General features: G+C 62.7%; 17 protein-coding genes. 10 read left to right on the forward strand and 7 right to left on the reverse strand.

Features of this window, described 5'->3' with window-relative positions:
- The first annotated feature begins 115 nt into the window (after positions 1–115).
- From R6254_RS00185 to R6254_RS00215, 7 genes are all read left to right on the forward strand, one after another.
- Positions 116–1171 (forward strand): substrate-binding domain-containing protein, encoded by a 1056-nt coding sequence (locus tag R6254_RS00185; protein ID WP_318403584.1) that lies wholly within the window; start codon positions 116–118, stop codon positions 1169–1171.
- 5 nt (positions 1172–1176) lie between these two features.
- Positions 1177–2688, forward strand: a complete 1512-nt coding sequence (locus tag R6254_RS00190; protein ID WP_318404322.1) for a sugar ABC transporter ATP-binding protein — start codon at positions 1177–1179, stop codon at positions 2686–2688.
- Positions 2685–3710: an ABC transporter permease gene (locus R6254_RS00195; RefSeq protein ID WP_318403585.1), complete on the forward strand. Its 1026-nt coding sequence runs from the start codon at positions 2685–2687 to the stop codon at positions 3708–3710. The genes R6254_RS00190 and R6254_RS00195 overlap by 4 nt, the downstream gene beginning before the upstream one ends.
- Positions 3707–4687 (forward strand): aldo/keto reductase, encoded by a 981-nt coding sequence (locus tag R6254_RS00200; RefSeq protein WP_318403586.1) that lies wholly within the window; start codon positions 3707–3709, stop codon positions 4685–4687. Before R6254_RS00195 ends, R6254_RS00200 begins: the two co-directional genes overlap by 4 nt.
- Before the next feature lie 38 nt (positions 4688–4725).
- On the forward strand, positions 4726–5577 hold the full coding sequence (locus tag R6254_RS00205) for a class I fructose-bisphosphate aldolase (protein ID WP_318403587.1): 852 nt from the start codon (positions 4726–4728) through the stop codon (positions 5575–5577).
- Between the two features lie 297 nt (positions 5578–5874).
- Positions 5875–7407, forward strand: coding sequence for a CoA-acylating methylmalonate-semialdehyde dehydrogenase (locus R6254_RS00210; protein WP_318403588.1), 1533 nt, complete (start codon positions 5875–5877; stop codon positions 7405–7407).
- Positions 7408–7641: 234 nt separating this feature from the next.
- The gene (locus R6254_RS00215) at positions 7642–9381 is read left to right on the forward strand and encodes a GMC family oxidoreductase (RefSeq protein ID WP_318403589.1); all 1740 of its coding nucleotides are present in this window, start codon (positions 7642–7644) and stop codon (positions 9379–9381) included.
- A gap of 30 nt (positions 9382–9411) precedes the next feature.
- On the opposite strand, the gene R6254_RS00220 is transcribed toward R6254_RS00215, so the two are convergent.
- The 3 genes from R6254_RS00220 to R6254_RS00230 form a co-directional block, all read right to left on the reverse strand.
- Positions 9412–10233, reverse strand: a complete 822-nt coding sequence (locus R6254_RS00220) for a phosphate/phosphite/phosphonate ABC transporter substrate-binding protein (RefSeq protein WP_318403590.1) — start codon at positions 10231–10233, stop codon at positions 9412–9414.
- A 207-nt stretch (positions 10234–10440) separates the two neighbouring features.
- Positions 10441–10899 carry a hypothetical protein gene (locus R6254_RS00225; protein ID WP_318404365.1) on the reverse strand — a complete coding sequence of 153 codons (459 nt, stop codon included), beginning with the start codon at positions 10897–10899 and terminating at the stop codon, positions 10441–10443.
- A gap of 14 nt (positions 10900–10913) precedes the next feature.
- Positions 10914–12248, reverse strand: coding sequence for an ammonium transporter (locus R6254_RS00230; RefSeq protein ID WP_489685523.1), 1335 nt, complete (start codon positions 12246–12248; stop codon positions 10914–10916).
- 460 nt (positions 12249–12708) lie between these two features.
- On the opposite strand from R6254_RS00230, the gene R6254_RS00235 reads away from it, so the two are divergent.
- The gene (locus R6254_RS00235; protein WP_318403591.1) at positions 12709–13467 is read left to right on the forward strand and encodes a sulfite exporter TauE/SafE family protein; all 759 of its coding nucleotides are present in this window, start codon (positions 12709–12711) and stop codon (positions 13465–13467) included.
- 42 nt (positions 13468–13509) lie between these two features.
- Here R6254_RS00235 and mrdA read toward each other — a convergent pair whose 3' ends face one another.
- The 4 genes from mrdA to R6254_RS00255 all read right to left on the reverse strand — a co-directional run bounded on the left by mrdA (position 13510) and on the right by R6254_RS00255 (position 18360).
- Entirely contained in the window at positions 13510–15618 is a 2109-nt protein-coding gene (mrdA, locus tag R6254_RS00240; RefSeq protein WP_318403592.1) for a penicillin-binding protein 2, read from the reverse strand.
- Between the two features lie 184 nt (positions 15619–15802).
- Positions 15803–16321, reverse strand: a complete 519-nt coding sequence (mreD, locus tag R6254_RS00245) for a rod shape-determining protein MreD (RefSeq protein ID WP_318403593.1) — start codon at positions 16319–16321, stop codon at positions 15803–15805.
- Entirely contained in the window at positions 16318–17238 is a 921-nt protein-coding gene (gene mreC / locus R6254_RS00250) for a rod shape-determining protein MreC (RefSeq protein ID WP_318403594.1), read from the reverse strand. The genes mreD and mreC overlap by 4 nt, the downstream gene beginning before the upstream one ends.
- A gap of 78 nt (positions 17239–17316) precedes the next feature.
- Positions 17317–18360: a rod shape-determining protein gene (locus tag R6254_RS00255; protein ID WP_318403595.1), complete on the reverse strand. Its 1044-nt coding sequence runs from the start codon at positions 18358–18360 to the stop codon at positions 17317–17319.
- 263 nt (positions 18361–18623) lie between these two features.
- Between R6254_RS00255 and gatC the strand changes: the two genes are divergently transcribed.
- Both gatC and gatA read left to right on the forward strand, forming a co-directional pair.
- On the forward strand, positions 18624–18923 hold the full coding sequence (gene gatC, locus R6254_RS00260) for an Asp-tRNA(Asn)/Glu-tRNA(Gln) amidotransferase subunit GatC (protein WP_318403596.1): 300 nt from the start codon (positions 18624–18626) through the stop codon (positions 18921–18923).
- On the forward strand, positions 18923–20434 hold the full coding sequence (gatA, locus tag R6254_RS00265) for an Asp-tRNA(Asn)/Glu-tRNA(Gln) amidotransferase subunit GatA (protein WP_318403597.1): 1512 nt from the start codon (positions 18923–18925) through the stop codon (positions 20432–20434). Before gatC ends, gatA begins: the two co-directional genes overlap by 1 nt.
- Positions 20435–20459 lie beyond the last annotated feature (25 nt).

Below are 20459 nucleotides of genomic sequence, written 5' to 3' on the forward strand. Positions count from 1 at the left end.
ATGGTCTTCAATTACATTCTACTTGTCATGACAACTGTGATGGCAAAAAAGTTCTCAGCTCTGCTTCGACCAACAGCATCGCGTACTCAGTCCGCGAAAAACTAGGAGACAAATAATGAGGCGTAATTTCCTGAAGTCCGCAGCCGCCGCCGGTATCGGCCTGGCCGGTGCCAGCGCGTTCGCGCAACAGCAAGCCGCAGCCCCTGCGGCCACCGGCGCAGGGGCTGGCCTGCGCGGCAATACCAGCGACGTCTACGTGATGAACGTGATGGTCTCGGGCGTGGAGTACTGGTTTCCGGTCTACGAAATGATGAAGCAGCTAGGCCGCACGCTGGGCGTGAAGACGCGCTACACCGGCACACCGGAGTACGACGTCAACAAACAACTGGCCTCGTTCGAGCAGGAACTGGCACGCAAGCCGGCCGGCATTTTGTTGCACCCGATGAACCCCGATCCCTTCATCGAACCGATCGCCCGCGCGGCGGCGATGGGCATCCCGGTCGTCACCTTCGCGGCCGACTCACCGAACTCCAAGCGCACGTCTTTCATCACCTCGGACAACGACCGCGAAGGCACACAGGCGGCCGACGCCATCGCCGCCTCGCTGGGCGGCAAGGGCGAATACGCCGTGCTGGAAAACCCCGGCCAGGACAACCACGATCGCCGCATCGCGGCCTTTGTGAACCGCATGAAAACCAAACACCCGGGCATGAAGCTGGTCGGCCGCGCCGCCAGCAATCAGGATGCGAACAAGGCTTACCAGGCGGTGCTGAGCATGGCGCAGGCCAACCCCAACCTGGGCGCGCTGTTCATGCCTGAAGCCAACTCGGCGCTGGGCGCGGCGCAGGCCAAGGTGGAAACCAAGAAAAACATCAAGGTGATGTGCTGCGACGTCAACGCCAAAATCCTCGACATGATCAAGTCGGGCGACGTGTTCGGCGCGATCAACCCGAACCAGGGCATGCAAGGCTACATGGGCATGATGATGTTGTTCCTGGCCAAGAACCCCGGCCTCATCGACCCGATGAACGACGCCAAACGCAACGGCACCAACCCGATGGCCGTGCCCTTCCTGGACAATGGCCTGGCCGTGGTCAGCAAAGCCAACGCCGACGACTTCTACTGGGACAAGTACCTCACGCGCCGCGGCACCAAGGGAATCCGGGAGTGAGTGTTGTGCGTCCATGGCTCGAACTGCGTGGCATCAGCAAGCGCTTCGGCGCTTCCCGTGCGCTCTCGGGCGTGGACTTCTCGCTGCACGCCGGCGAAATCCACGCCTTGTGCGGCGAGAACGGCGCGGGCAAGTCCACGCTGATGAACATCATCGATGGCATCCACCAGCCGGACGAGGGCGAAATTTGGCTCAACGGCCGCCAGGTGCTCATCGACGGCCCGGCGCGCGCGATGCGCCTGGGCATAGGCCTCGTGCACCAGGAGATCGCCCTGTGCGGCGACGCCAGCGTGGCCGAGAACATCTTCATGCCGGAGATCAACGCCGGCAAACATCTGTGGATGAACTACGCCAGCCTCAACCAGCGCGCCGCAAAAGTGCTGCAGCGGTTGGGGCAGGACATAGACCCCGCGGCGCGTGTGAGCGATCTGAGCATCTCCAGCCAGCAGCTCATCGAGATTGCCAAGGCACTCACGCTGGACTGCAAGGTGTTGATCCTCGACGAGCCGACGGCTGCGCTGACCGACAAGGAATCGGTGGCGCTTTTCAAGGTGCTGCACGACCTCAAGGCGCAGGGCATAGGCATCATCTACATCAGCCACCGCATGGCTGAAATTTTTGCGCATGGCGACCGTGTCACCGTGCTGCGCGACGGTCGCAACGTGCATTGCGGCCCGCTCGCCGACATCAACGCCGACGAGCTGGTGCGCCGCATGGTCGGACGCGACCTGGGCAACTACTACCCGCCCAAGCAGGCCGCGCCCCCATCTTCCGAGCCGGTGCTCGAAGTCAGCGACATCGCCGATGGCGAACGTGTGCACGGCATCTCCTTCACGCTCAAGCGTGGTGAGATCCTCGGCATTGCCGGACTCATGGGGGCCGGACGCAGCGAACTCGCCGAGACCGTGTGTGGCCTGCGCCCCGCCACACGCGGCACGGTGCGCCTGCGCGGCAAGGCGCTCACGATACACAAGTACAGCGACGCGTTGCGCGAAGGCATCGCCTACCTCAGCGAAGATCGCAAGGAGGCCGGCGTTTTTCTGGACTTGCCGATCGCGCAGAACATCGCAGCCATGGCGCTCAAGCGTGTCAGCTCACGCTTCGGCCTGCTGCAGCGTTCGGCCGAACACCGGCTGGCCACAGAACTCGGCGCCCAGTTGAAACTGAAATCCGATGGCGTCGATATCGAGGTGTCCAGCCTCTCGGGCGGTAACCAGCAAAAGGTGGCCATCGCCAAGCTGCTGGCCACCAACCCCTCGGTGCTGCTGATGGACGAACCCACGCGCGGGGTCGATGTGGGCGCCAAGTCGGAGATTCACCACATCCTGCGCGAACTCGCGAACCAGGGCGTGGGCGTGGTGGTGATCTCCTCGGAACTGCCCGAAATCATCGGGCTATGCGACCGCGCGCTGGTGATCCGCGACGGCCGGCTCGCCGGCGAAGTGCAAAACGACGACATGACGGAAGAGGCGCTGCTGCGGCTGGCCTCGGGACTTTGCGAACAGGAAACAGCATGAACTACCCGGCACAACTCGACGCGGGCGCCACTGCGGGCATGTCGCCACGGCAGCCAAGCGGCCCCATGAAGCCCAGCAACCAACTGACCAGCATGCGCGAAATGGGCCTCTTGCTCATCATCGCGGTGCTGTGCGTGGCCATGAGTTTCGCCTCGCCCTACTTCCTGACCTGGGACAACGTGCGCGCCATGCTGCTGTCCTTCTCCATCGAAGGCATCGTGGTGGTCGGCATGACCATCCTGCTGATCGTCGGCGGCATCGACCTGTCGGTGGGCTCGGTCGTGTGTTTCGCGATGGTCGTCACGGGCAAACTTTTCCTCATGGGCCTGGACCCGTGGACCGCCGGGCTGATCGCCATCGCCGCGTGCGCCTTGATAGGAGCCATGATTGGTGGCTGCGTCACACGCATCGGGCTGAACCACTTCATCGCCTCGCTGGCCTTCATGGTGATTGTGCGCGGGCTGTGCCTGGCGCTGACCCAGGGCACGCCGCAGTCGCTGTTCTCGCTGCCGGCCGAGTTCAAGTTCATCGGCCAGGGCACGCTGTTCGGCATTCCGGCGGTGATCCTGATTTTTCTGGCAATTGTGGTGGTCAGCGACTTCGTGCTGCGCCGCGCTACGCTGCTGCGCCGCGTGTTCTACACCGGCAGCAACGAGAAGGCCGCCTTGTATTCGGGCATTCGTGTGGGCCGCGTGAAGTTCTGGGTCACCGTGTTGTGCTCGGCTTCGGCCGGTCTGGCCGGCGTGATCTACACGGCGCGTTTCGGTGCCGCCACGCCAACCTTCGGCATGGGCATGGAGCTCAACGTCATCGCCGCCGCGGTGATAGGCGGCGCCAGCCTCAAGGGCGGCTCCGGCACGGTGCTGGGCGCGGTGCTGGGCCTGGCCTTGCTGTCGGTGGTGACCAGCTCGCTGATCCTGCTTGACGTGTCGCCTTACTGGCAGGATGTGATCAAAGGCCTGATCTTGCTCGCGGCCGTGACCATCGACCATTTATTGAACACGAGAAAGAAAACACGATGAAAACAACAACACTGGGCGCATCAAATATCCCATGCTCGGCCATCGGCCTGGGCACCTGGGCCATGGGCGGCTGGATGTGGGGCGGTGGCGACGACGCGGCCGCGGTCTCGGCCATCCAGGCTTCGCTGGATTCGGGCGTCAACCTGATCGACACGGCACCCGCCTATGGTTTGGGCCGTGCCGAAGAACTGGTAGGAACTGCGCTCAAGGGGCGGCGGCACGAAGCGGTCATTGCGACCAAGTGCGGGCTGGTCTGGCACACGCAGCAGGGCACACATTTCTTCGAGGAAGACGGCCATCCCGTGTACCGCCACCTAGGCCGCGAATCCATCCTCCACGAGGTCGAGCAAAGCCTGCAAAGACTGCAGACCGACTACATCGATCTCTACATCACCCACTGGCAGGACGAGACGACACCGGTGGCGGAAACCATGGGCACCTTGCTCGACCTCAAGTCGCAGGGAAAAATTCGCGCCATTGGCATCAGCAACGCCAGCCCCGAGACACTTGCGGAGTATTTGCGTTACGGACCAGTCGACGCGATCCAGGAGCGTTACAGCCTGCTCGACCGCGAGATCGAGGCGGCGCTGGGCCCACTGAGCATCGCCAACCACGTCGCGGTGCTGGGTTATTCATCGCTGGGCCAGGGCTTGCTCGCCGGCCCTATCGCGCCCGAACGCCAGTTTCCAGGTGACGACCAGCGCGCGACAGACCCTCGTTTCAGCGCGCCCAATCGGGCCAAGCTCAAGGCATTTTTCCAGGAACTGGAACCCTTGCGCGAGCGCCGGGGCTGTTCGTTCGGCCAGCTGATGATCGCCTGGACCATAGACCGCGGCACGGTGTCGGTGGCCTTGTGCGGCGCACGCACGTCGCAGCAGGCCATCGACAACGCCGGCGCCGGCGCCATTGACCTGCAAAGCGACGAGCTGGACCTGATCGATGCCGCGGCCACGCAACACCTGAGCGCACTGGCCTGAAGTTTCATTCCCATTTTTGCAAGAAAGAGTTATTTCCCATGGCTATGAACAAAGACGCGCGCCTGAACCGACTGCTGAACCAGGGCCGCTGCCTGGACATCGCACTCGACCACGGCGTGTGCAACGAACCCTCGTTCCTGAGTGGGCTGGAAGACATGCCGCAGGTGATGGACAAACTTGTGGCCGCCGCACCCGATGCCATCCAGCTCAACTACGGCCAGGCCGACCTGCTGCAGGACCGCCCGGGCCGCAACAAACCCGCGCTGGTGATGCGCCTGGACATGGGCAACCCCTACAACGCCACCGCACACCGCGTGATGTGGGCCGTGTTGCAAAACGAACACGACCCGGTGCTGCCGGCCGTGCAGCGCGACGCAGCCTGTGTGGTCGTCAATCTGTTCATGTTGCCCAACGAGCCCGAGCTGTTCCGTCAATGTGTGAGCAACATCGCACGTGTACGCGCCGACTGCGACCGCTACGGCATGCCGCTGATGATTGAGCCGCTGGTGATGCAGTCGCCCACGCCGGGCAGCCGCTACATGGTCGACGGCGACACCGAGAAGATAGTCACGCTGGTGCGCCTGGCGCGCGAGATGGGCGCCGACATTGTCAAGGCCGACCCGACCAGCGACCCGGCTGATTTTCACCACGTGGTGCAGGCCGCACGCTGTCCCGTGCTGGTACGCGGCGGCGGACGTGAAGACCTGCAGCAGGTGTTCGCGCGCTCGCGCGTGTTGCTGGACCAAGGGGCCGTCGGCATGGTCTACGGCCGCAATGTGTACCAGCACGCGAATCCGTCGGCGGTGGTCAGTGCGCTGATGGCCATGATCCACCACAGCGCCAGCGCCGAAGCGGCCTGGGGTATCTACGAATCGGGCGGCACAACCTGAGGCGGCGGCCGGAATGCCTGCGCGCGAGCTTTGCGAATCGATTCAGAGACATGAGGAAGAAGTTTTCTCTATCAAATCAATAGCATCTTGCGCCCGTCCCATATGGGCTAGAGGCCAATTTTATGCAAAAAAACAGGTGTTGCAGCCTGTGACCGCTTGTCAGCCCCATGGCAGCTTGCAGGTCTTTAATCGGCAGACTGAGCCCATGCTGCGGCGTGTCCGGGGAAACCCGCCGGCCAGCCACTGCCGCCATCCGATAATCTCGGCACTCACCCTTGGAGTCTGACAATGAATGATATGAGCCGCCCCCCCCTGACATCCGCCGTGCAGGCGATTGGCCATGCCATCAACGGACGTAGCGTGGCCGGCAACTCCGGCCGCGCGCAAGACGTCTTCAACCCGGCCAGTGGCGCCATCACCGGCCGCGTGGCACTGGCCAACGCGACCGAGGTGGCGACCGCCGTGGCTGCCGCCCAAGCCGCCTTCCCGGCCTGGGCCGACACGCCGCCACTGCGCCGCGCGCGCGTCATGTTCAAGTTCCTCGAGCTGCTCAATCTGCACAAGGACAAACTCGCCCATCTGATCACCGCCGAACACGGCAAGGTGTTCACCGACGCCCAGGGCGAGGTTTCACGCGGCATAGATATCGTGGAATTTGCCTGTGGCATTCCACAACTGCTCAAGGGCGACTTCACCGACCAGGTCAGCACCGGCATCGACAACTGGACCTTGCGCCAGCCCTTGGGCGTGGTGGCCGGCATCACCCCCTTCAACTTCCCGGTGATGGTGCCGATGTGGATGTTCCCGGTGGCGATTGCCGCCGGCAACTGTTTCATCCTCAAGCCCAGCCCGATCGACCCCAGCCCCAGCCTGCTGATCGCCGAGCTGCTTCAGCAAGCCGGCCTGCCCGACGGCGTCTTCAATGTGGTGCAGGGCGACAAGGACGCCGTCGATGCCTTGCTGGTGCACCCCGACGTGAAGGCGATTTCTTTTGTCGGCTCCACGCCGATTGCCAACTACATCTACGAAACCGGCGCGCACCACGGCAAACGTGTGCAGGCCCTGGGCGGCGCGAAAAACCACATGGTGGTCATGCCCGATGCCGACTTGGAGCAGGCGGTGGATGCCTTGATAGGCGCGGGTTATGGCTCGGCCGGCGAACGCTGCATGGCGATTTCGGTCGCGGTGCTGGTCGGCAACGTGGCGGAAAAATTGATTCCCATGTTGCAAGCCCGCGCCCAAACCCTGGTCATCAAAAACGGTGTCGAACTCGATGCCGAAATGGGCCCGATTGTGACGGCCGCAGCGCACAGTCGTATCACCGGCTACATCGACACCGGCGTGACCGAAGGCGCCAAGCTGCTGGTTGATGGCCGCAACTTCACAGGCGCCCAGGCCGGTGCCGGCTGCGACAAGGGCTTCTGGATGGGCGGCACCTTGTTTGACCATGTGACGCCCGAGATGCGTATCTACAAGGAAGAAATTTTCGGCCCGGTGCTGGGCTGTGTGCGGGTCAAGGATTTTGCCGAAGCGGTGGAACTGATCAACGCCCACGAGTTCGGCAACGGCGTGAGTTGCTTCACGCGTGACGGCCATGTGGCGCGCGAATTTTCACGCCGCATCCAGGTCGGCATGGTCGGCATCAACGTGCCAATTCCGGTGCCCATGGCCTGGCACGGCTTTGGTGGCTGGAAGAAAAGCCTGTTCGGCGACATGCATGCTTATGGCGAAGAAGGTGTGCGTTTTTACACCAAGCAAAAATCCATCATGCAGCGCTGGCCGGAAAGCATTGGCAAGGGCGCCGAGTTTGTGATGCCGACAGCGAAATGATCCCCCCCGAAGCGGCCTTCGACTGCCCGGTGTCGCCGCCAGAAGCGATGCCTCTTCGGAGCCGTCCAAGCCTGCGCAGGCAGGCTTGGAGCCGCGGCCCTCAGCCCCCAGCCCAGGGGGCGCCACCTGCGGCCCGGCGGAGCCGGTTCCGCGATGGCACTGCGCGCACTCGGGTTGAATCGCGGTAGAAGCCATCTTTGAAAACAGCACAAGAAAAATACGAGACAACGAAGCATGAACGACAACGTCTTTGACTACATCATCGTCGGGGGTGGCACGGCCGGTTGCCTGCTGGCCAACCGCCTGAGTGCTGACGCCTCCAAACGTATCTTGCTGATTGAAGCCGGCCGCAAGGACGACTACCACTGGATTCACATCCCGGTTGGTTACCTGTATTGCATAGGCAACCCGCGCACCGACTGGCTTTACAGCACCGAGCCCGATGCCGGCCTGAATGGCCGCAGCCTGCTGTATCCGCGCGGCAAAACGCTGGGCGGCTGCTCCAGCATCAACGGCATGATTTACATGCGCGGCCAGGCCCGCGACTACGACCAGTGGGCGCAACTCACCGGCGACGACAGCTGGCGCTGGGACCAGGTCTTGCCGGCGTTTCGCAAACACGAAGACCACTACAAACTCGACATCCCCAAAGGCCAGACCGAAGCCAAGGTCAACGAAAACTTCCGGCGCCTGCACGGCCACAAAAGCCAGCATGCGGGCGCCCAGGGCATGGCGCGCAAGATGGGCGGCGAATGGCGCATTGAAAAACAGCGCCTGCGCTGGGACATCCTCGATGCATTTTCCGCGGCGGCGCAACAAGCCGGCATTCCGGCCACCGAAGATTTCAACGGTGGTGACAACGAGGGTGTCGGTTATTTCGAGGTGAACCAGAAAGCCGGCTGGCGCTGGAACACGGCCAAGGCCTTTTTACGGCCCACCTGTTTTGGCCGTCCCAACTTCGAGATGTGGACCAGCGCACAGGTCAGCAAACTCATCATCGAGCGCCAGGACGACGGCAGCCAGCGCTGCACCGGTGTCGAGGTCTGGACCGGTGACGAGAAGGTCCAGGCCACGGTAACCAACGAGGCCGGCTTCATCGGCGAAGTCATTCTCAGCGCCGGCAGCATAGGTTCACCGCAAATTCTGCAGCTCTCGGGCATAGGCCCGGCGACACTGCTGCAGCAACACGGCATTGCAGTGATTCAGGACCTGCCTGGCGTGGGCGCCAACCTGCAGGACCACCTGCAGATTCGTTCGGTCTACAAGGTCCAGCAGGACGCGGCGAAAAACTTCACGCTGAACACCCTGGGCGCGTCGCTCTGGGGCAAGGCAAAGATAGGCCTGGAATATGCGTTCAAACAAACCGGTCCCATGAGCATGGCGCCGTCGCAACTGGGGGCCTTCACGCGCAGCTCACCCGACCAGCCCTACCCCAACATCGAGTACCACGTGCAGCCGCTGTCACTCGATGCGTTTGGCCAGCCGTTGCACAGCTTCAACGCCTTCACGGCCAGCGTCTGCAACCTCAACCCGACCAGCCGGGGCTCGGTCCAGATCAAGTCCGGCCGGTTTGCAGACGCACCGGCGATTGCGCCCAACTACCTGAGCACACAGCAAGACCGGCAGGTCGCCGCCGACTCGCTGCGCGTGACGCGCCGCATCGTCAGCCAGAGCGCACTGGCCGGCTACCAGCCCGAAGAATTCCGGCCGGGTGTGCAGTTTCAAAGCGACGAGGAACTGGCGCGGCTGGCCGGCGATATCGCCACCACCATCTTCCACCCGGTGGGCACCACCAAAATGGGCCAGGCCCACGACCCGATGGCGGTGGTGGATTCACACCTGCGGGTGCGGGGTATCGCGGGTCTGCGTGTGGTGGATGCCGGCGTGATGCCGCTGATCACCAGCGGCAACACCAACTCACCGACCCTGATGATTGCAGAAAAAGCCGCAGAGTGGATACGCGACGGCGTTTAGCCACCGGTCGTGTGGCCAGGCCGTTTCAGGCTAGACCTTGAGCCACGTCAGCAAGTCGCGCATGCGTGACTCGGAACTGGTGTCGAACTGCTCGACACCAATGCGTTGCAACACTTCTTTGCCGACCTCGTTGTTGGACATGGCCAGCAGTTCGGCCTGGATGGCCTTGATCTGCTCTGGCTTGATCCGTTTGTGCGCGACCAGCGGAAAGTAGGGTTGGGCCACACTTTTGTGCAAGATGCGGTTGCCCTCTTTTTCCCATTTTTTGGCGACGCCTGAATACGAGGCCACGCCGCCTACATCCGCAAACTTGTTGCTGAGATAAAAGCCGACGGCGGCCTGCTCACGCACAAACTGCACGTTTTCCTTCTCGATGAGAATGCCCTTGTCCCGGAGCTCGGCCGCGCAAAAACGCGACATGTAGGCGATCTTTTCGGGCAGTGCGATGCGTTTGCCCTTGATGTCGTCGAGGGACTTCAAGGTAGAACCCTTGGGCACAATGATCAGGCATTGCCCGTCGGGTTGGGTGCTCGCGATATAGCTGTAGCCATAGTCGCGCATCCCGCGTGCGGGGTAGTCGCTGGGCCTGGCCATCACGAAGTCAAAACGGCCGGTCTGCATGCCGTCTTCCAGTTGCTTGAATTCACGCGCGAAAACCACGCTGACCTTGGCCTTCGCGGCCCGGCCAATAATTTCAGCCAGCCCCTGGTATTTGGTCATCACCTGCGCGTGGTCCAGTCCGCCCGACGTGCCTTCGCTGATGCCCAGCACCAGTTGCCGCGCCTGGGCGTGTAGCGGGCCGGCCCAAATACCTGCCAGGGCCAGCGTCAATGTGATCAACATCCGTTTCATAAGTCCTCTTCCATGTTCCAAGGGCGCTATGCTAGCGCCCGCACAGCCCCCAACTGCCAACAATTTGTTACCTCCTGCTACAACGGCGAACAACTCATCCTTGGCGGCGACAAGGAAAGACTGGGGAATGTTGGGCTGAAGCTCGGGCGGGCGCCTGGAGTATGCAGGTAACGAAATGTACGAGCCACGGGGAAAGCGCACCCACGGTCAGCGCAGGCCTTTCACATAACGTGGCGCGTCGGGGTCGCGGCGCTCACGTGGGCGCTGGGCTTCGTTGTCGCCAAAGAGGGCGCCAAAGCTGGATTCGATAAACCCCGATGCAGGATAAATCTCTTCCTCGGTATCGACTGATCGTGCACGCTGCGAGTCCACCACCGGCGGCGCCGATGCGGCAGAGGTACGCGCCTTGACGGCATCAGCCACCACCTTCGCCAGTGGTACCCGGTGTTTCGTGTCGGTGAGCGCCATGATTTCTTCCAGCCTGTCGGCCCAGACACCAAGGTCGACATGCCCGTCTTGGTCGGCTTTTTCACGTGCGAAACGAACAATCTCGGCGGCATAGGCCGCGTTGCCGGCCATCCATTCGGTGTCGGTCACACGCCCTGTTTTGCGGCGCAGCAGCACATGCAGGTGAGCGGCAATGGCAATTTTTTCAGTGGAAGACATGGCGCCCCCGTCCATCAGGTGCCCATGCGCTCGGCATGCTGGGCGATGTCCAGGCCATCGGACTCCGCGCTTTCACTGACACGCAGGCTGAAAAACAGCGAGGTGAGCCACAACACCAGTGCCGTCATGAGCAGGCTGTAAAACAACACCGCCCCGACCGCCAGGGCCTGGGTCCACACGCTGCCCTCCACGCCTGAAATGGTTTTGCTGGCGAACACACCGGTCAGCAAGGACCCCACAATGCCGCCCACCCCGTGCACGCCGAACACATCCAGGGAATCGTCGGCATGTAACAGGCGCTTGAGCCCGGTGGCGCCCCAATAACAGGCCATGCCGGCCACCAGCCCGATGGCCAGCGCCGCGCGGGGCGAGACAAAACCCGCCGCCGGTGTGATGGCCACCAGACCGGCGACCAGGCCGGAACACAGGCCGAGCAGGGTCGGACGGCCGCGCACCAGCCACTCGGCGACCATCCACGACAAGGCACCGGCCGCGGCGGCAATATGTGTGACCGCCATCGCCAGGCCGGCACGCCCATCCGCAGCCACCGCCGAACCCGCGTTGAACCCAAACCAGCCCACCCACAACAGGCCGGCGCCAGCCATAGTCAAACCGAGGTTGAAAGGGGTGAAGGCCTCACGGCCATAACCGGTGCGCGGCCCGAGCGCATACGCACACACCAGCCCGGCCACGCCGGCATTGATATGCACCACAGCACCGCCGGCAAAATCCAGCGCACCCAACTGGGCCAGCCAGCCGCTGGGCTCCCAGACCCAATGGGCGATCGGGGCATACACCAACAGCGTCCACAGGCTGATGAAACACAACATCGCGGAAAAACGCATGCGCTCGACAAAGGCGCCGACCACCAGGGCGGCCGTGATGATGGCAAACGTGAGCTGAAACATGGCATACACCGACTCGGGAATATTCGGCGCAATATGGCTGACCGCCACCTTTTGCGTGTCCTTGATGTAGTCCAGCCCGGCGAACCAGAGCCGCTCGCTACCGCCTATGTAGTGACCCCACGCACCGCTGCCAGGCGTGAAGGCCAGGGAATAAGCCACGGCAAACCACAACAAGCTGACCACCGCACAAATCGCCACCACGCAGGCCATGCTGTTGAGCACGTTTTTCTTGCGCACCATGCCGCCGTAAAACAGGGCAATCCCCGGCAAGGTCATCAAAAGCACCAAGGCGGTCGAGGTCATCATCCAGGCCGTGTCTGCCGCACTGAGGGTGTCGGCCCCGACCAGGCCGGGCCGGGTCAAGGGCGGTGCAGGCGTTGCAGGCACGGCCGGTAACGCGACCACCCCGGCGGGCACCGTGACAGGAGCCTCATCGGCCACCCCAGGCCCAGCCTGTGGCTGTGCACCGGCCTGACAGGCGGCAAAACACAGCCAAAGACCCACACCCCATGTGACAACACGCCTGGTTTGCATAGTGATTCCCGTTTTTGTGCGGCCTGACTCAACAAGGACTCACAACAGGCATAAGTCATGCCAGCCCGTTCCGGCGTGAGCCGGTGAGGCCGACCATGTATTTGCCAGAACGAGGGAAAATCCCGATGCACAAACCGGGTGCACGGTCTACATTGGTGGACCTGCAGACGAGCCCCCGGGCTCGCAGAGGGCCGAGGAGACAAACACAAGCAACTAGAACAATATCGGCATCCTACGAGATGTTTTTTTATAAAGCGCCGGCATGCCCGGCGCTTTTTTTTCGCCTCTGCATCCCGAATAGCGCCCTGCGGCGTGCGCCCAAGCAGTGTCGCCGGTTCCGGGCAAGCCCGATGCGACAATCGCCCCCATGGAATTGCTGATCGTGACGGTTGCCTCGCTGCTGGCGGGTTTTGTGGACGCCATCGTGGGGGGCGGCGGGCTGATTTTGGTGCCGGCCTTGTTTGCGGTTTTTCCCACCACCCATCCAGCCACCTTATTCGGCGTCAACAAGGGCGCGTCAATCTGGGGCACAGCGGTCGCGACCGCCCAGTACGCCCGCCGGGTGGACATGCGCTGGTCGGCCCTGCTGCCGGCAGCGGCCGCAGGCTTTGTCGGTTCGCTGGGCGGAGCCTGGCTGGTGACCCTCATCGATCCTGGCTTTTTGCGCAAGGCCCTGCCGTTTATCCTGCTGGCAGTCTTGCTCTACACCCTGGTGAAAAAGGAACTGGGCCGCCAGCACACACCACGTTTTAGCGGCCACGCCGAAACCGCCGCGGCCTGTTGCATCGGTCTGGTACTGGGGTTTTACGACGGATTTTTTGGCCCTGGCACCGGCAGTTTTTTTGTCTTCCTGTTTGTGCGCTGGCTGGGCTACGACTTTTTGAATGCCTCGGCCTCGGCCAAACTGCTCAACACCGCCACCAACCTGGCCGCGCTGGGCCTGTTTGCCTACAAGGGCCATGTCTGGTGGCATTTCGCGCTGACCATGGCTGTTGCCAATGTGGTCGGCAGCCTGCTGGGCACACGCCTGGCACTGAAACACGGCGCGGGTTTTGTACGCATCGTGTTTATCGGTGTGGTCAGCCTGCTGATCCTGAAAACCGGCTTTGATGCGTTTTTGAAATAGCGGGAAACGGAAAAGGCCGCCAGGGAGCGCCCGGAACGCGCCTTAGTTGGGGCCGGCGTTGAGCGGGGCTGCCAGCGGCTTGCTGACGGCTTGGTCGCTGACCAGGGCCTGGGCTGGTTGGACGGGTTTCAGCGGTTTTTCCGCCTTGGCCGGCGGAACTGCGCTCGCCGCATCGGCCTTGGCCTGTGCCGTTGCGCCGCCGCTGCCCGCCACCAGCTGCGCCATCATGTCGGCCACCTGGCGCGGCTTGCCTATGGGGGCTGCGGCCAGCCCTTGTTGCACCGCTGCCAGATCATCCTCGCTGGGGTACTGGCCCATCAGCACGTAATCAAACGCCCGCCGCGCGATTGGTGCGGCCGCCCCGGCGCCCCAGCCGGCGTTTTCCACGATCACCGCCAGCGCAATCCTGGGCTTGTCCGCGGGTGCGAACGCCATGTAGACCGCGTGGTCGCGCTGGTGCTCTTCCATCTTGGCTTTGTTGTATTTGTCTTTCTGGCCCATGCTCACCGCCTGCGCCGTGCCGGTTTTACCGCCGCTGGCATAACCTGCGCCGGCAAACACCCGGGTCGCCGTGCCCCCTTGCGTCACGCTCACCAGGGCCTTGCGCACAATGGCCACGTTCTCGGGTTTGTAGCCCAGATCGACCGGCTGATCGGCGGGCAGCGGATGCAGCTGGCCGGTCACGGTGTCCTGCGTCGCCATCACCAGCCTGGGCTTGTGCTTGATGCCGTTGTTGGCCAGCGCGGCGGTCGCCTGCGCCAGCTGCAGCATGGTGAAGCTGTTGTAACCCTGGCCAATGCCCAGCGAGATGGTTTCCCCGGCAAACCATTTCTGCTGTTCGGGGCGTTTGAAATAGCTGCGTTTCCAGGCCTGGTTGGGCAGCACACCGCGTACCTCGCCGTTGATGTCGATGCCGGTGATCTGTCCAAAACCCAGCGGCGCCATGAAGTCGTGCATGGTTTCCACGCCCATTTCGTTGGCCAGCGAATAGAAGTACACATTGCTGGACTCGACGATGGCGCGGTTCATGTCCATGACGCCGCCGCGCTCGCCCGCCGGGCTGCCAAAGCGGCGGCCACCGAACATATAGAAGAGAGGGTCATTGATCAGCGTGGTGGCCGAACGGGTGCCGGTCTGCAGGGCGGCCATGGCCATGAAGGGCTTGTAGGTTGAGCCCGGCGGATAGGTGCCGCGCAGCGCCCGGTTCAGCAGCGGCTTGTCTATGGATTCATTCAGGGCCTGCCAGCTCTCTTGGTCGATGCCGTCGACGAACAGGTTGGGGTCAAAAGTCGGCTTGCTGACAAAAGCCAGCACCTCGCCGGTTTGCGGGTCCATCGCCACCAGCGCGCCGCGCCGTGTGCCAAACATGTCTTCCACCAGCTTTTGCAGGCCTATGTCCAGCGACAGCCTGACGGTATTGCCAGGTGTGGCCGGGTTGCTGGCCAGCCTGCGCACGGCACGCCCGCCCGCCGAGGTTTCCATCTGCTCGACGCCGGTGGTGCCGTGCAGCTGCCGCTCGAAAGCCTGCTCCACCCCGAGCTTGCCGATGTAGTCGGTGCCGCGGTAGTTGCCCTCTTCGTTGTTGTCTTCTATGCGCTCTTTTTCGGCTTGGTTGATACGCCCGATGTAACCCACCACGTGGCTGGCCAGCTCGCCATACGGGTAGTTGCGAAATAGGCGCGCCTTGATGTCCACCCCGGGAAAACGAAAACGTTGCGCGGCGAAACGGGCTACCTCTTCATCGCTCAGACGGGTACGTATGGGCAACGACTCAAAACTTTTGGACTCTTCGCGCAGCTTTTTGAAGCGACGTTTGTCGCGCGGCTGGATATCCACCAAGTGACCCAGCGCTTCAATGGTTTCCTCCAGGTCGCGCACCTTGGACGGTGTGATTTCCAGCGTGTAGGCCGAATAGTTGGTCGCCAGCACCACCCCGTTGCGGTCCAGGATCAGGCCGCGGTTGGGGACGATGGGAACCACCGCGGTGCGGTTGCTTTCAGCCTGCCCATTGAGGTCCTCATGACGGACCACCTGCAGGTAAACCAGCCGGGAGGCCACCAGAAGGAAGGCGAACAGCACCACCAGGCTGGCGGCCAGCACACGCATGCGAAAGCGCGAAAGATCGGCTTCGACGTTGCGCAGTTCAGTCATGGCTGTCCGACTCTACAGCCGAGGCAAAGTGCCCGCAAGCCGAACGTTTCCCAAGGAGACAGAGGCGATGCGAAGCGAGCCATACAGACCAGCCAGGGCCGCGGGACTGGCTTTGCCAGACCGCAGGCGCAGCGGCCCCCTCGGGGGGCAGCGCATTACACGAAGTGAAAAGCGTGGGGGCCATCTAGAGTGGCCTGTTTTGATCCGGATTCGGCGCCCGGCGCTGCGGTGCCAGCAACATCACGCTGACCATCGGCCACAACAGGGCTTCGCCCACCGGTGCCAGCAACAAGGTCCAGCCCGGAAAAATACCGCCGCCTATCATCCGAATGATGATTTCCACACCGTGCGCCGCCGCAAACAGCGGCAGCACCTGCAGCGCCTGCGAAGGCACGGTGAACCACAACAGCCGACGGTGAATCATGGTCGCGCAAAAACTCAAAGCGGTATATGACAGCGCGTGTTGCCCCAGCAAGGCCGACTGGTGCACATCCATGCCCAGGCCGAACATGAAGGCCAGGCCAATACCCACACGCTGCGGCTGGTGCACATTCCAGAACACCAGCACCAGCGCCAGAAAATCCGGCATCCAGGGCACACGTCCCAGGGGCAACATGTCCAGCAGCAAGGCCACGATCAGGCTGGTCCAGATAAACACCGGGTTGGCCGGCAGCAGCAGCTGCTGGCCCGTGCGCATGATCACTTGCTGCCTCCTTTTTTGAGCGGACCGGGAGCGGGGCCGTCGGTTGGCCGCTGCGGAATGTGGGCCGCGCCCGGTTTGATCACCATGACGTGGAGAGCGCTGGCGACCAGCGCTTGCGGCGTGCAATAAATCCTGGCAAAAGCCGATTCGGCGCGGCGTTCGATGCGCTCAATTTTAGCGACCGGCAGGCCAGGCGGGTAGACGCCGTCCACGCCGCTGGTGGTCAACAGGTCGCCCTGCTGCACGTCCGAATTGCTGCCCATGAAACGCAACTCCAAGCTGCCACCGGACACCGTCGGCTCGCCATACGCCACGCTGCGCGCACCGGTGCGGGTATTGAGCACCGGAATGGCCAGCTCGCGGTCAATCACCAGCGTCACTTCACTGACCAGCGCATGCACCCGCGTGACCTGGCCCAACACGCCGGACTCGTCCACCACCGGCGACGCCAGCTCGACGCCATGCGCCAGGCCTTTGTCGACGATGATTTTGCGGGTGTAGGGATCGGGCGCGTCGTACAAGACCTCGGCCGCCAGGCCGTCGATGGCCTTTTGTTCACGCAGGTCCAGCAGCTTGCGCAGGCGTGTGTTTTCCAGCGCCAGCTGTTCGACCTGGCCGGCCCGCAGCGACTGCAGGGCGAGCTTTTTCCGGACCTCTTCTTCGCTGGTTTTGGCCTGGCTGAGCGCAGTGAAATAGTCGCTGCTGTTTTGCACCGCACGCACCGGCTGCAAAGCCAGCCACTGCACCGGATACAGCACCATCGCCATGGCGGCGCGTATCGGCTGGACGACGCGAAAACGCATGTCGGCCACCATCAAAAACAGCGCCAATGCGCTGAAAAACATCAGCTTGGACAAGGCCGACGGCCCCTGCTTGAAAAAGGGGGGCGGCGTTCTGTCTAGGGTTCCTAAGGGCATGGTGTGCTGTCAAACTTGCCGTCGGCGCCAGCACTGTGATGAACAACAGTGCCTGCCGTCATGCGCGCCCGGCGTGTCTTATTCCGAGGTGAAAATCGAGCCCAGACGGTCCATGCGCTCCAGCGCGATACCGCAGCCGCGCACCACACAGGTCAGCGGGTCTTCCGCCACCAGCACCGGCAGGCCGGTTTCTTCGGCCAGCAGGCGGTCCAGATCGCGCAGCAGCGCGCCGCCACCGGTCAACATCATGCCGCGGTCGGCAATGTCGGCACCCAGTTCAGGCGGCGTGTGTTCGAGCGCGGTTTTCACGGCGCTGACGATGTTGTTCAGCGGGTCGGTCAGGGCTTCCAGGATTTCGTTGCTGGAAATCGTGAAGCTGCGCGGCACACCTTCGGACAGGTTGCGGCCCTTGACTTCCATCTCCTTGACCTCGGAGCCGGGAAAGGCCGAACCGATGTTTTTCTTGATGGCCTCGGCCGTCGGCTCGCCGATCAACATGCCGTAGTTGCGGCGGATGTAGCTGATGATGGCTTCGTCAAAACGGTCGCCGCCTACACGCACGCTGCCTTTGTAAACCATGCCGCCCAGCGAGATCACACCGACCTCGGTGGTGCCGCCGCCGATGTCGACCACCATGGAGCCGCTGGCCTCAGACACCGGCAAGCCGGCACCGATGGCTGCGGCCATCGGTTCTTCGATCAGGTAAACGTCGCTGGCGCCGGCGCCCAGGGCGCTTTCACGGATGGCGCGGCGCTCGACCTGGGTCGAGCCGCAGGGCACACAAATGATGATGCGCGGGCTGGGCTTGAAGAAGCTGCGCGGATGCACCATTTTGATGAACTGCTTGAGCATTTGCTCGGTGACAGTGAAGTCGGCGATCACACCGTCTTTCATCGGACGGATGGCTTCTATGTTGCCGGGCACCTTGCCCAACATGGCCTTGGCTTCACTGCCCACGGCCTGTATGCTTTTTTTGCCTTGCGGGCCGCCTTCGTGGCGAATGGCGACGACCGAGGGTTCGTCCAGCACAATGCCGCGGTCGCGGACAAAAATCAGAGTGTTGGCGGTACCGAGGTCGATGGCCAGGTCGGTGGAAAAATACCGACGAAATGTTTCAAACATGGTTGGAATCCGGTTCTGGTTTTGGGCATGGAACAAACTTCGTTGCTCCATCGCCTTTTATGATTGATCAGCGAAAGGTCACAAATGGGATGAGAAAATGGGCTAACACCTTGATTCCAGAGCGTAAATAACGCCTAAAGCGTGCATCCAACCCTGATTTCACACCAAAGGCGGGATAATAACGCATCCCCTGTGAATCACAGGCTGGCATCTGGCTCATTATTTCACCTTTACACCTGGTTTCAGCTGCAGTTTTACCCCCTATGGCATTGACATCTCAAGACATCACACGCGTCGCCAACCTGGCGAGGCTTGAGCTGCGTCCCGACGAAACCGAGCACACGCTTGGTCAGCTCAACGGATTTTTCGCCCTGGTGGCACAAATGGACGCGGTCAACACCGACGGCGTGGAGCCCCTGGCCCACCCCGCGGCCGTGCTCGGCCAGGTCGCCCTGCGCCTGCGCGACGACATCGTGAGCGCGCCGAACCAGCGCGACATCAGCCAGGTCAGCGCGCCCGCCGTCGAACGCGGCCTGTTCCTCGTGCCCAAGGTGATCGAATAATGAGCAACGACACCGATCTGCACGACCTCGGCGTCGCGCAACTGGCCGCCAAACTGGCCGCCCGCGACGTTTCCAGCGTCGAAGTGGCGCAACATTTCCTCACACGTATCGCGCAACAGGACAGCCTGGGCGCGTTCCTGGCGACCAGCCCGGAGGTCTCGCTGGCGCAGGCCAAAGCCGCCGATATCCGCCTGGCCGCCGGCGAACGCACGCCCTTGCTGGGTGTGCCGCTGGCGCACAAGGACGTGTTTGTCACGCGCGATTTCGTGACCACCGCCGGCTCGAAAATGCTGGAAAACTACCGCAGCCCGTTTGACGCCACCGTGGTCAGCAAACTCGGCGTGGCGACAGGCGGCGCCGGCATGGTGACCCTGGGCAAACTCAATTGCGACGAGTTCGCCATGGGTTCGGGCAACGACAACAGCGCCTACAAGCCGGTACACAACCCCTGGGACTTAAGCCGCATTCCCGGCGGCTCGTCGGGTGGTTCGGCTGCGGCCGTGGCGGCGCGCCTGGTGCCTGCCGCGACCGGCACCGACACCGGTGGCTCGATCCGCCAGCCCGCCTCGCTAACCGGCATCACCGGCATCAAGCCGACCTATGGCCGCTGCTCGCGTTACGGCATGGTGGCTTTTGCCTCCAGCCTGGACCAGGCCGGCCCGATGGCACGCAGCGCCCTCGACTGCGCCCTGCTGCTGTCCAGCATGGCCGGCCCGGACCTGGACCGCGACTCCACCTCGCTGGACCTGCCCGTCACCGACTACGCTACGGATTTAATAGCTGCCAGCGCCCAGGGGACGGGGGCTGCACCCCTAAAAGGCTTGAGAATTGGGCTGCCCGCCCAGTTTTTTGGCGCCGGCTGCTCCGCCGACGTGCTCAAGGCCGTGCGCGGCGCGCTGGCCGAGTTTGAAAAACTCGGCGCCACGCTGGTGGACGTGACCCTGCCGCTGACCGAGCTGTCGATCCCGGTGTATTACGTGATTGCGCCGGCCGAGGCCAGCAGCAACCTGAGTCGTTTTGACGGTGTGCGTTATGGCCACCGCGCAGCGAATTACAGCGACCTCAACGACATGTACAAAAAGTCGCGCTCCGAAGGTTTCGGCGACGAGGTCACACGCCGCATCATGATCGGCACCTATGTGTTGTCGCACGGTTATTACGACGCGTATTACCTGAAAGCGCAAAAAATCCGCCGCCTGATCGCCGAGGATTTCCAGAAAGCCTTTGCCCAGTGCGACATCATTGCCGGCCCCGTGTCGCCCACCGTGGCCTGGAAGATCGGTGAAAAATCCGATGACCCGGTGGCCAACTACCTGGCCGACATCTACACGCTGTCCAGCAGCCTGGCCGGCCTGCCCGGCATGAGCGTGCCGGCAGGCTTCGGCGCGCACGGCATGCCGGTCGGCCTGCAACTGATAGGCAATTACTTCAAGGAAGCGCAGCTGCTGGGCACCGCACACCAGTTCCAGCTGGCGACAGACTGGCATCAGCGCAAACCCCAAGGCATTTGAGTGATTTGAAATGAGCCAGACACAA

The organism is Polaromonas potterensis (assembly GCF_033446725.1).
In the GTDB taxonomy this organism is placed as follows: Bacteria; Pseudomonadota; Gammaproteobacteria; order Burkholderiales; family Burkholderiaceae_C; genus Polaromonas.

Excerpts from the sequence above, each read along its gene's own strand:
- R6254_RS00185 (WP_318403584.1), top strand. The coding sequence starts at position 116 with ATGAGGCGTAATTTCCTGAAGTCCGCAGCCGCCGCCGGTATCGGCCTG.
- R6254_RS00195 (WP_318403585.1), top strand. The coding sequence starts at position 2,685 with ATGAACTACCCGGCACAACTCGACGCGGGCGCCACTGCGGGCATGTCG.
- R6254_RS00200 (WP_318403586.1), top strand. The coding sequence starts at position 3,707 with ATGAAAACAACAACACTGGGCGCATCAAATATCCCATGCTCGGCCATC.
- R6254_RS00205 (WP_318403587.1), top strand. The coding sequence starts at position 4,726 with ATGGCTATGAACAAAGACGCGCGCCTGAACCGACTGCTGAACCAGGGC.
- R6254_RS00210 (WP_318403588.1), top strand. The coding sequence starts at position 5,875 with ATGAGCCGCCCCCCCCTGACATCCGCCGTGCAGGCGATTGGCCATGCC.
- R6254_RS00215 (WP_318403589.1), top strand. The coding sequence starts at position 7,642 with ATGAACGACAACGTCTTTGACTACATCATCGTCGGGGGTGGCACGGCC.
- R6254_RS00220 (WP_318403590.1), bottom strand. The coding sequence starts at position 10,233 with ATGAAACGGATGTTGATCACATTGACGCTGGCCCTGGCAGGTATTTGG.
- R6254_RS00225 (WP_318404365.1), bottom strand. The coding sequence starts at position 10,899 with ATGTCTTCCACTGAAAAAATTGCCATTGCCGCTCACCTGCATGTGCTG.
- R6254_RS00235 (WP_318403591.1), top strand. The coding sequence starts at position 12,709 with ATGGAATTGCTGATCGTGACGGTTGCCTCGCTGCTGGCGGGTTTTGTG.
- mrdA (WP_318403592.1), bottom strand. The coding sequence starts at position 15,618 with ATGACTGAACTGCGCAACGTCGAAGCCGATCTTTCGCGCTTTCGCATG.
- mreC (WP_318403594.1), bottom strand. The coding sequence starts at position 17,238 with ATGCCCTTAGGAACCCTAGACAGAACGCCGCCCCCCTTTTTCAAGCAG.
- R6254_RS00255 (WP_318403595.1), bottom strand. The coding sequence starts at position 18,360 with ATGTTTGAAACATTTCGTCGGTATTTTTCCACCGACCTGGCCATCGAC.
- gatC (WP_318403596.1), top strand. The coding sequence starts at position 18,624 with ATGGCATTGACATCTCAAGACATCACACGCGTCGCCAACCTGGCGAGG.
- gatA (WP_318403597.1), top strand. The coding sequence starts at position 18,923 with ATGAGCAACGACACCGATCTGCACGACCTCGGCGTCGCGCAACTGGCC.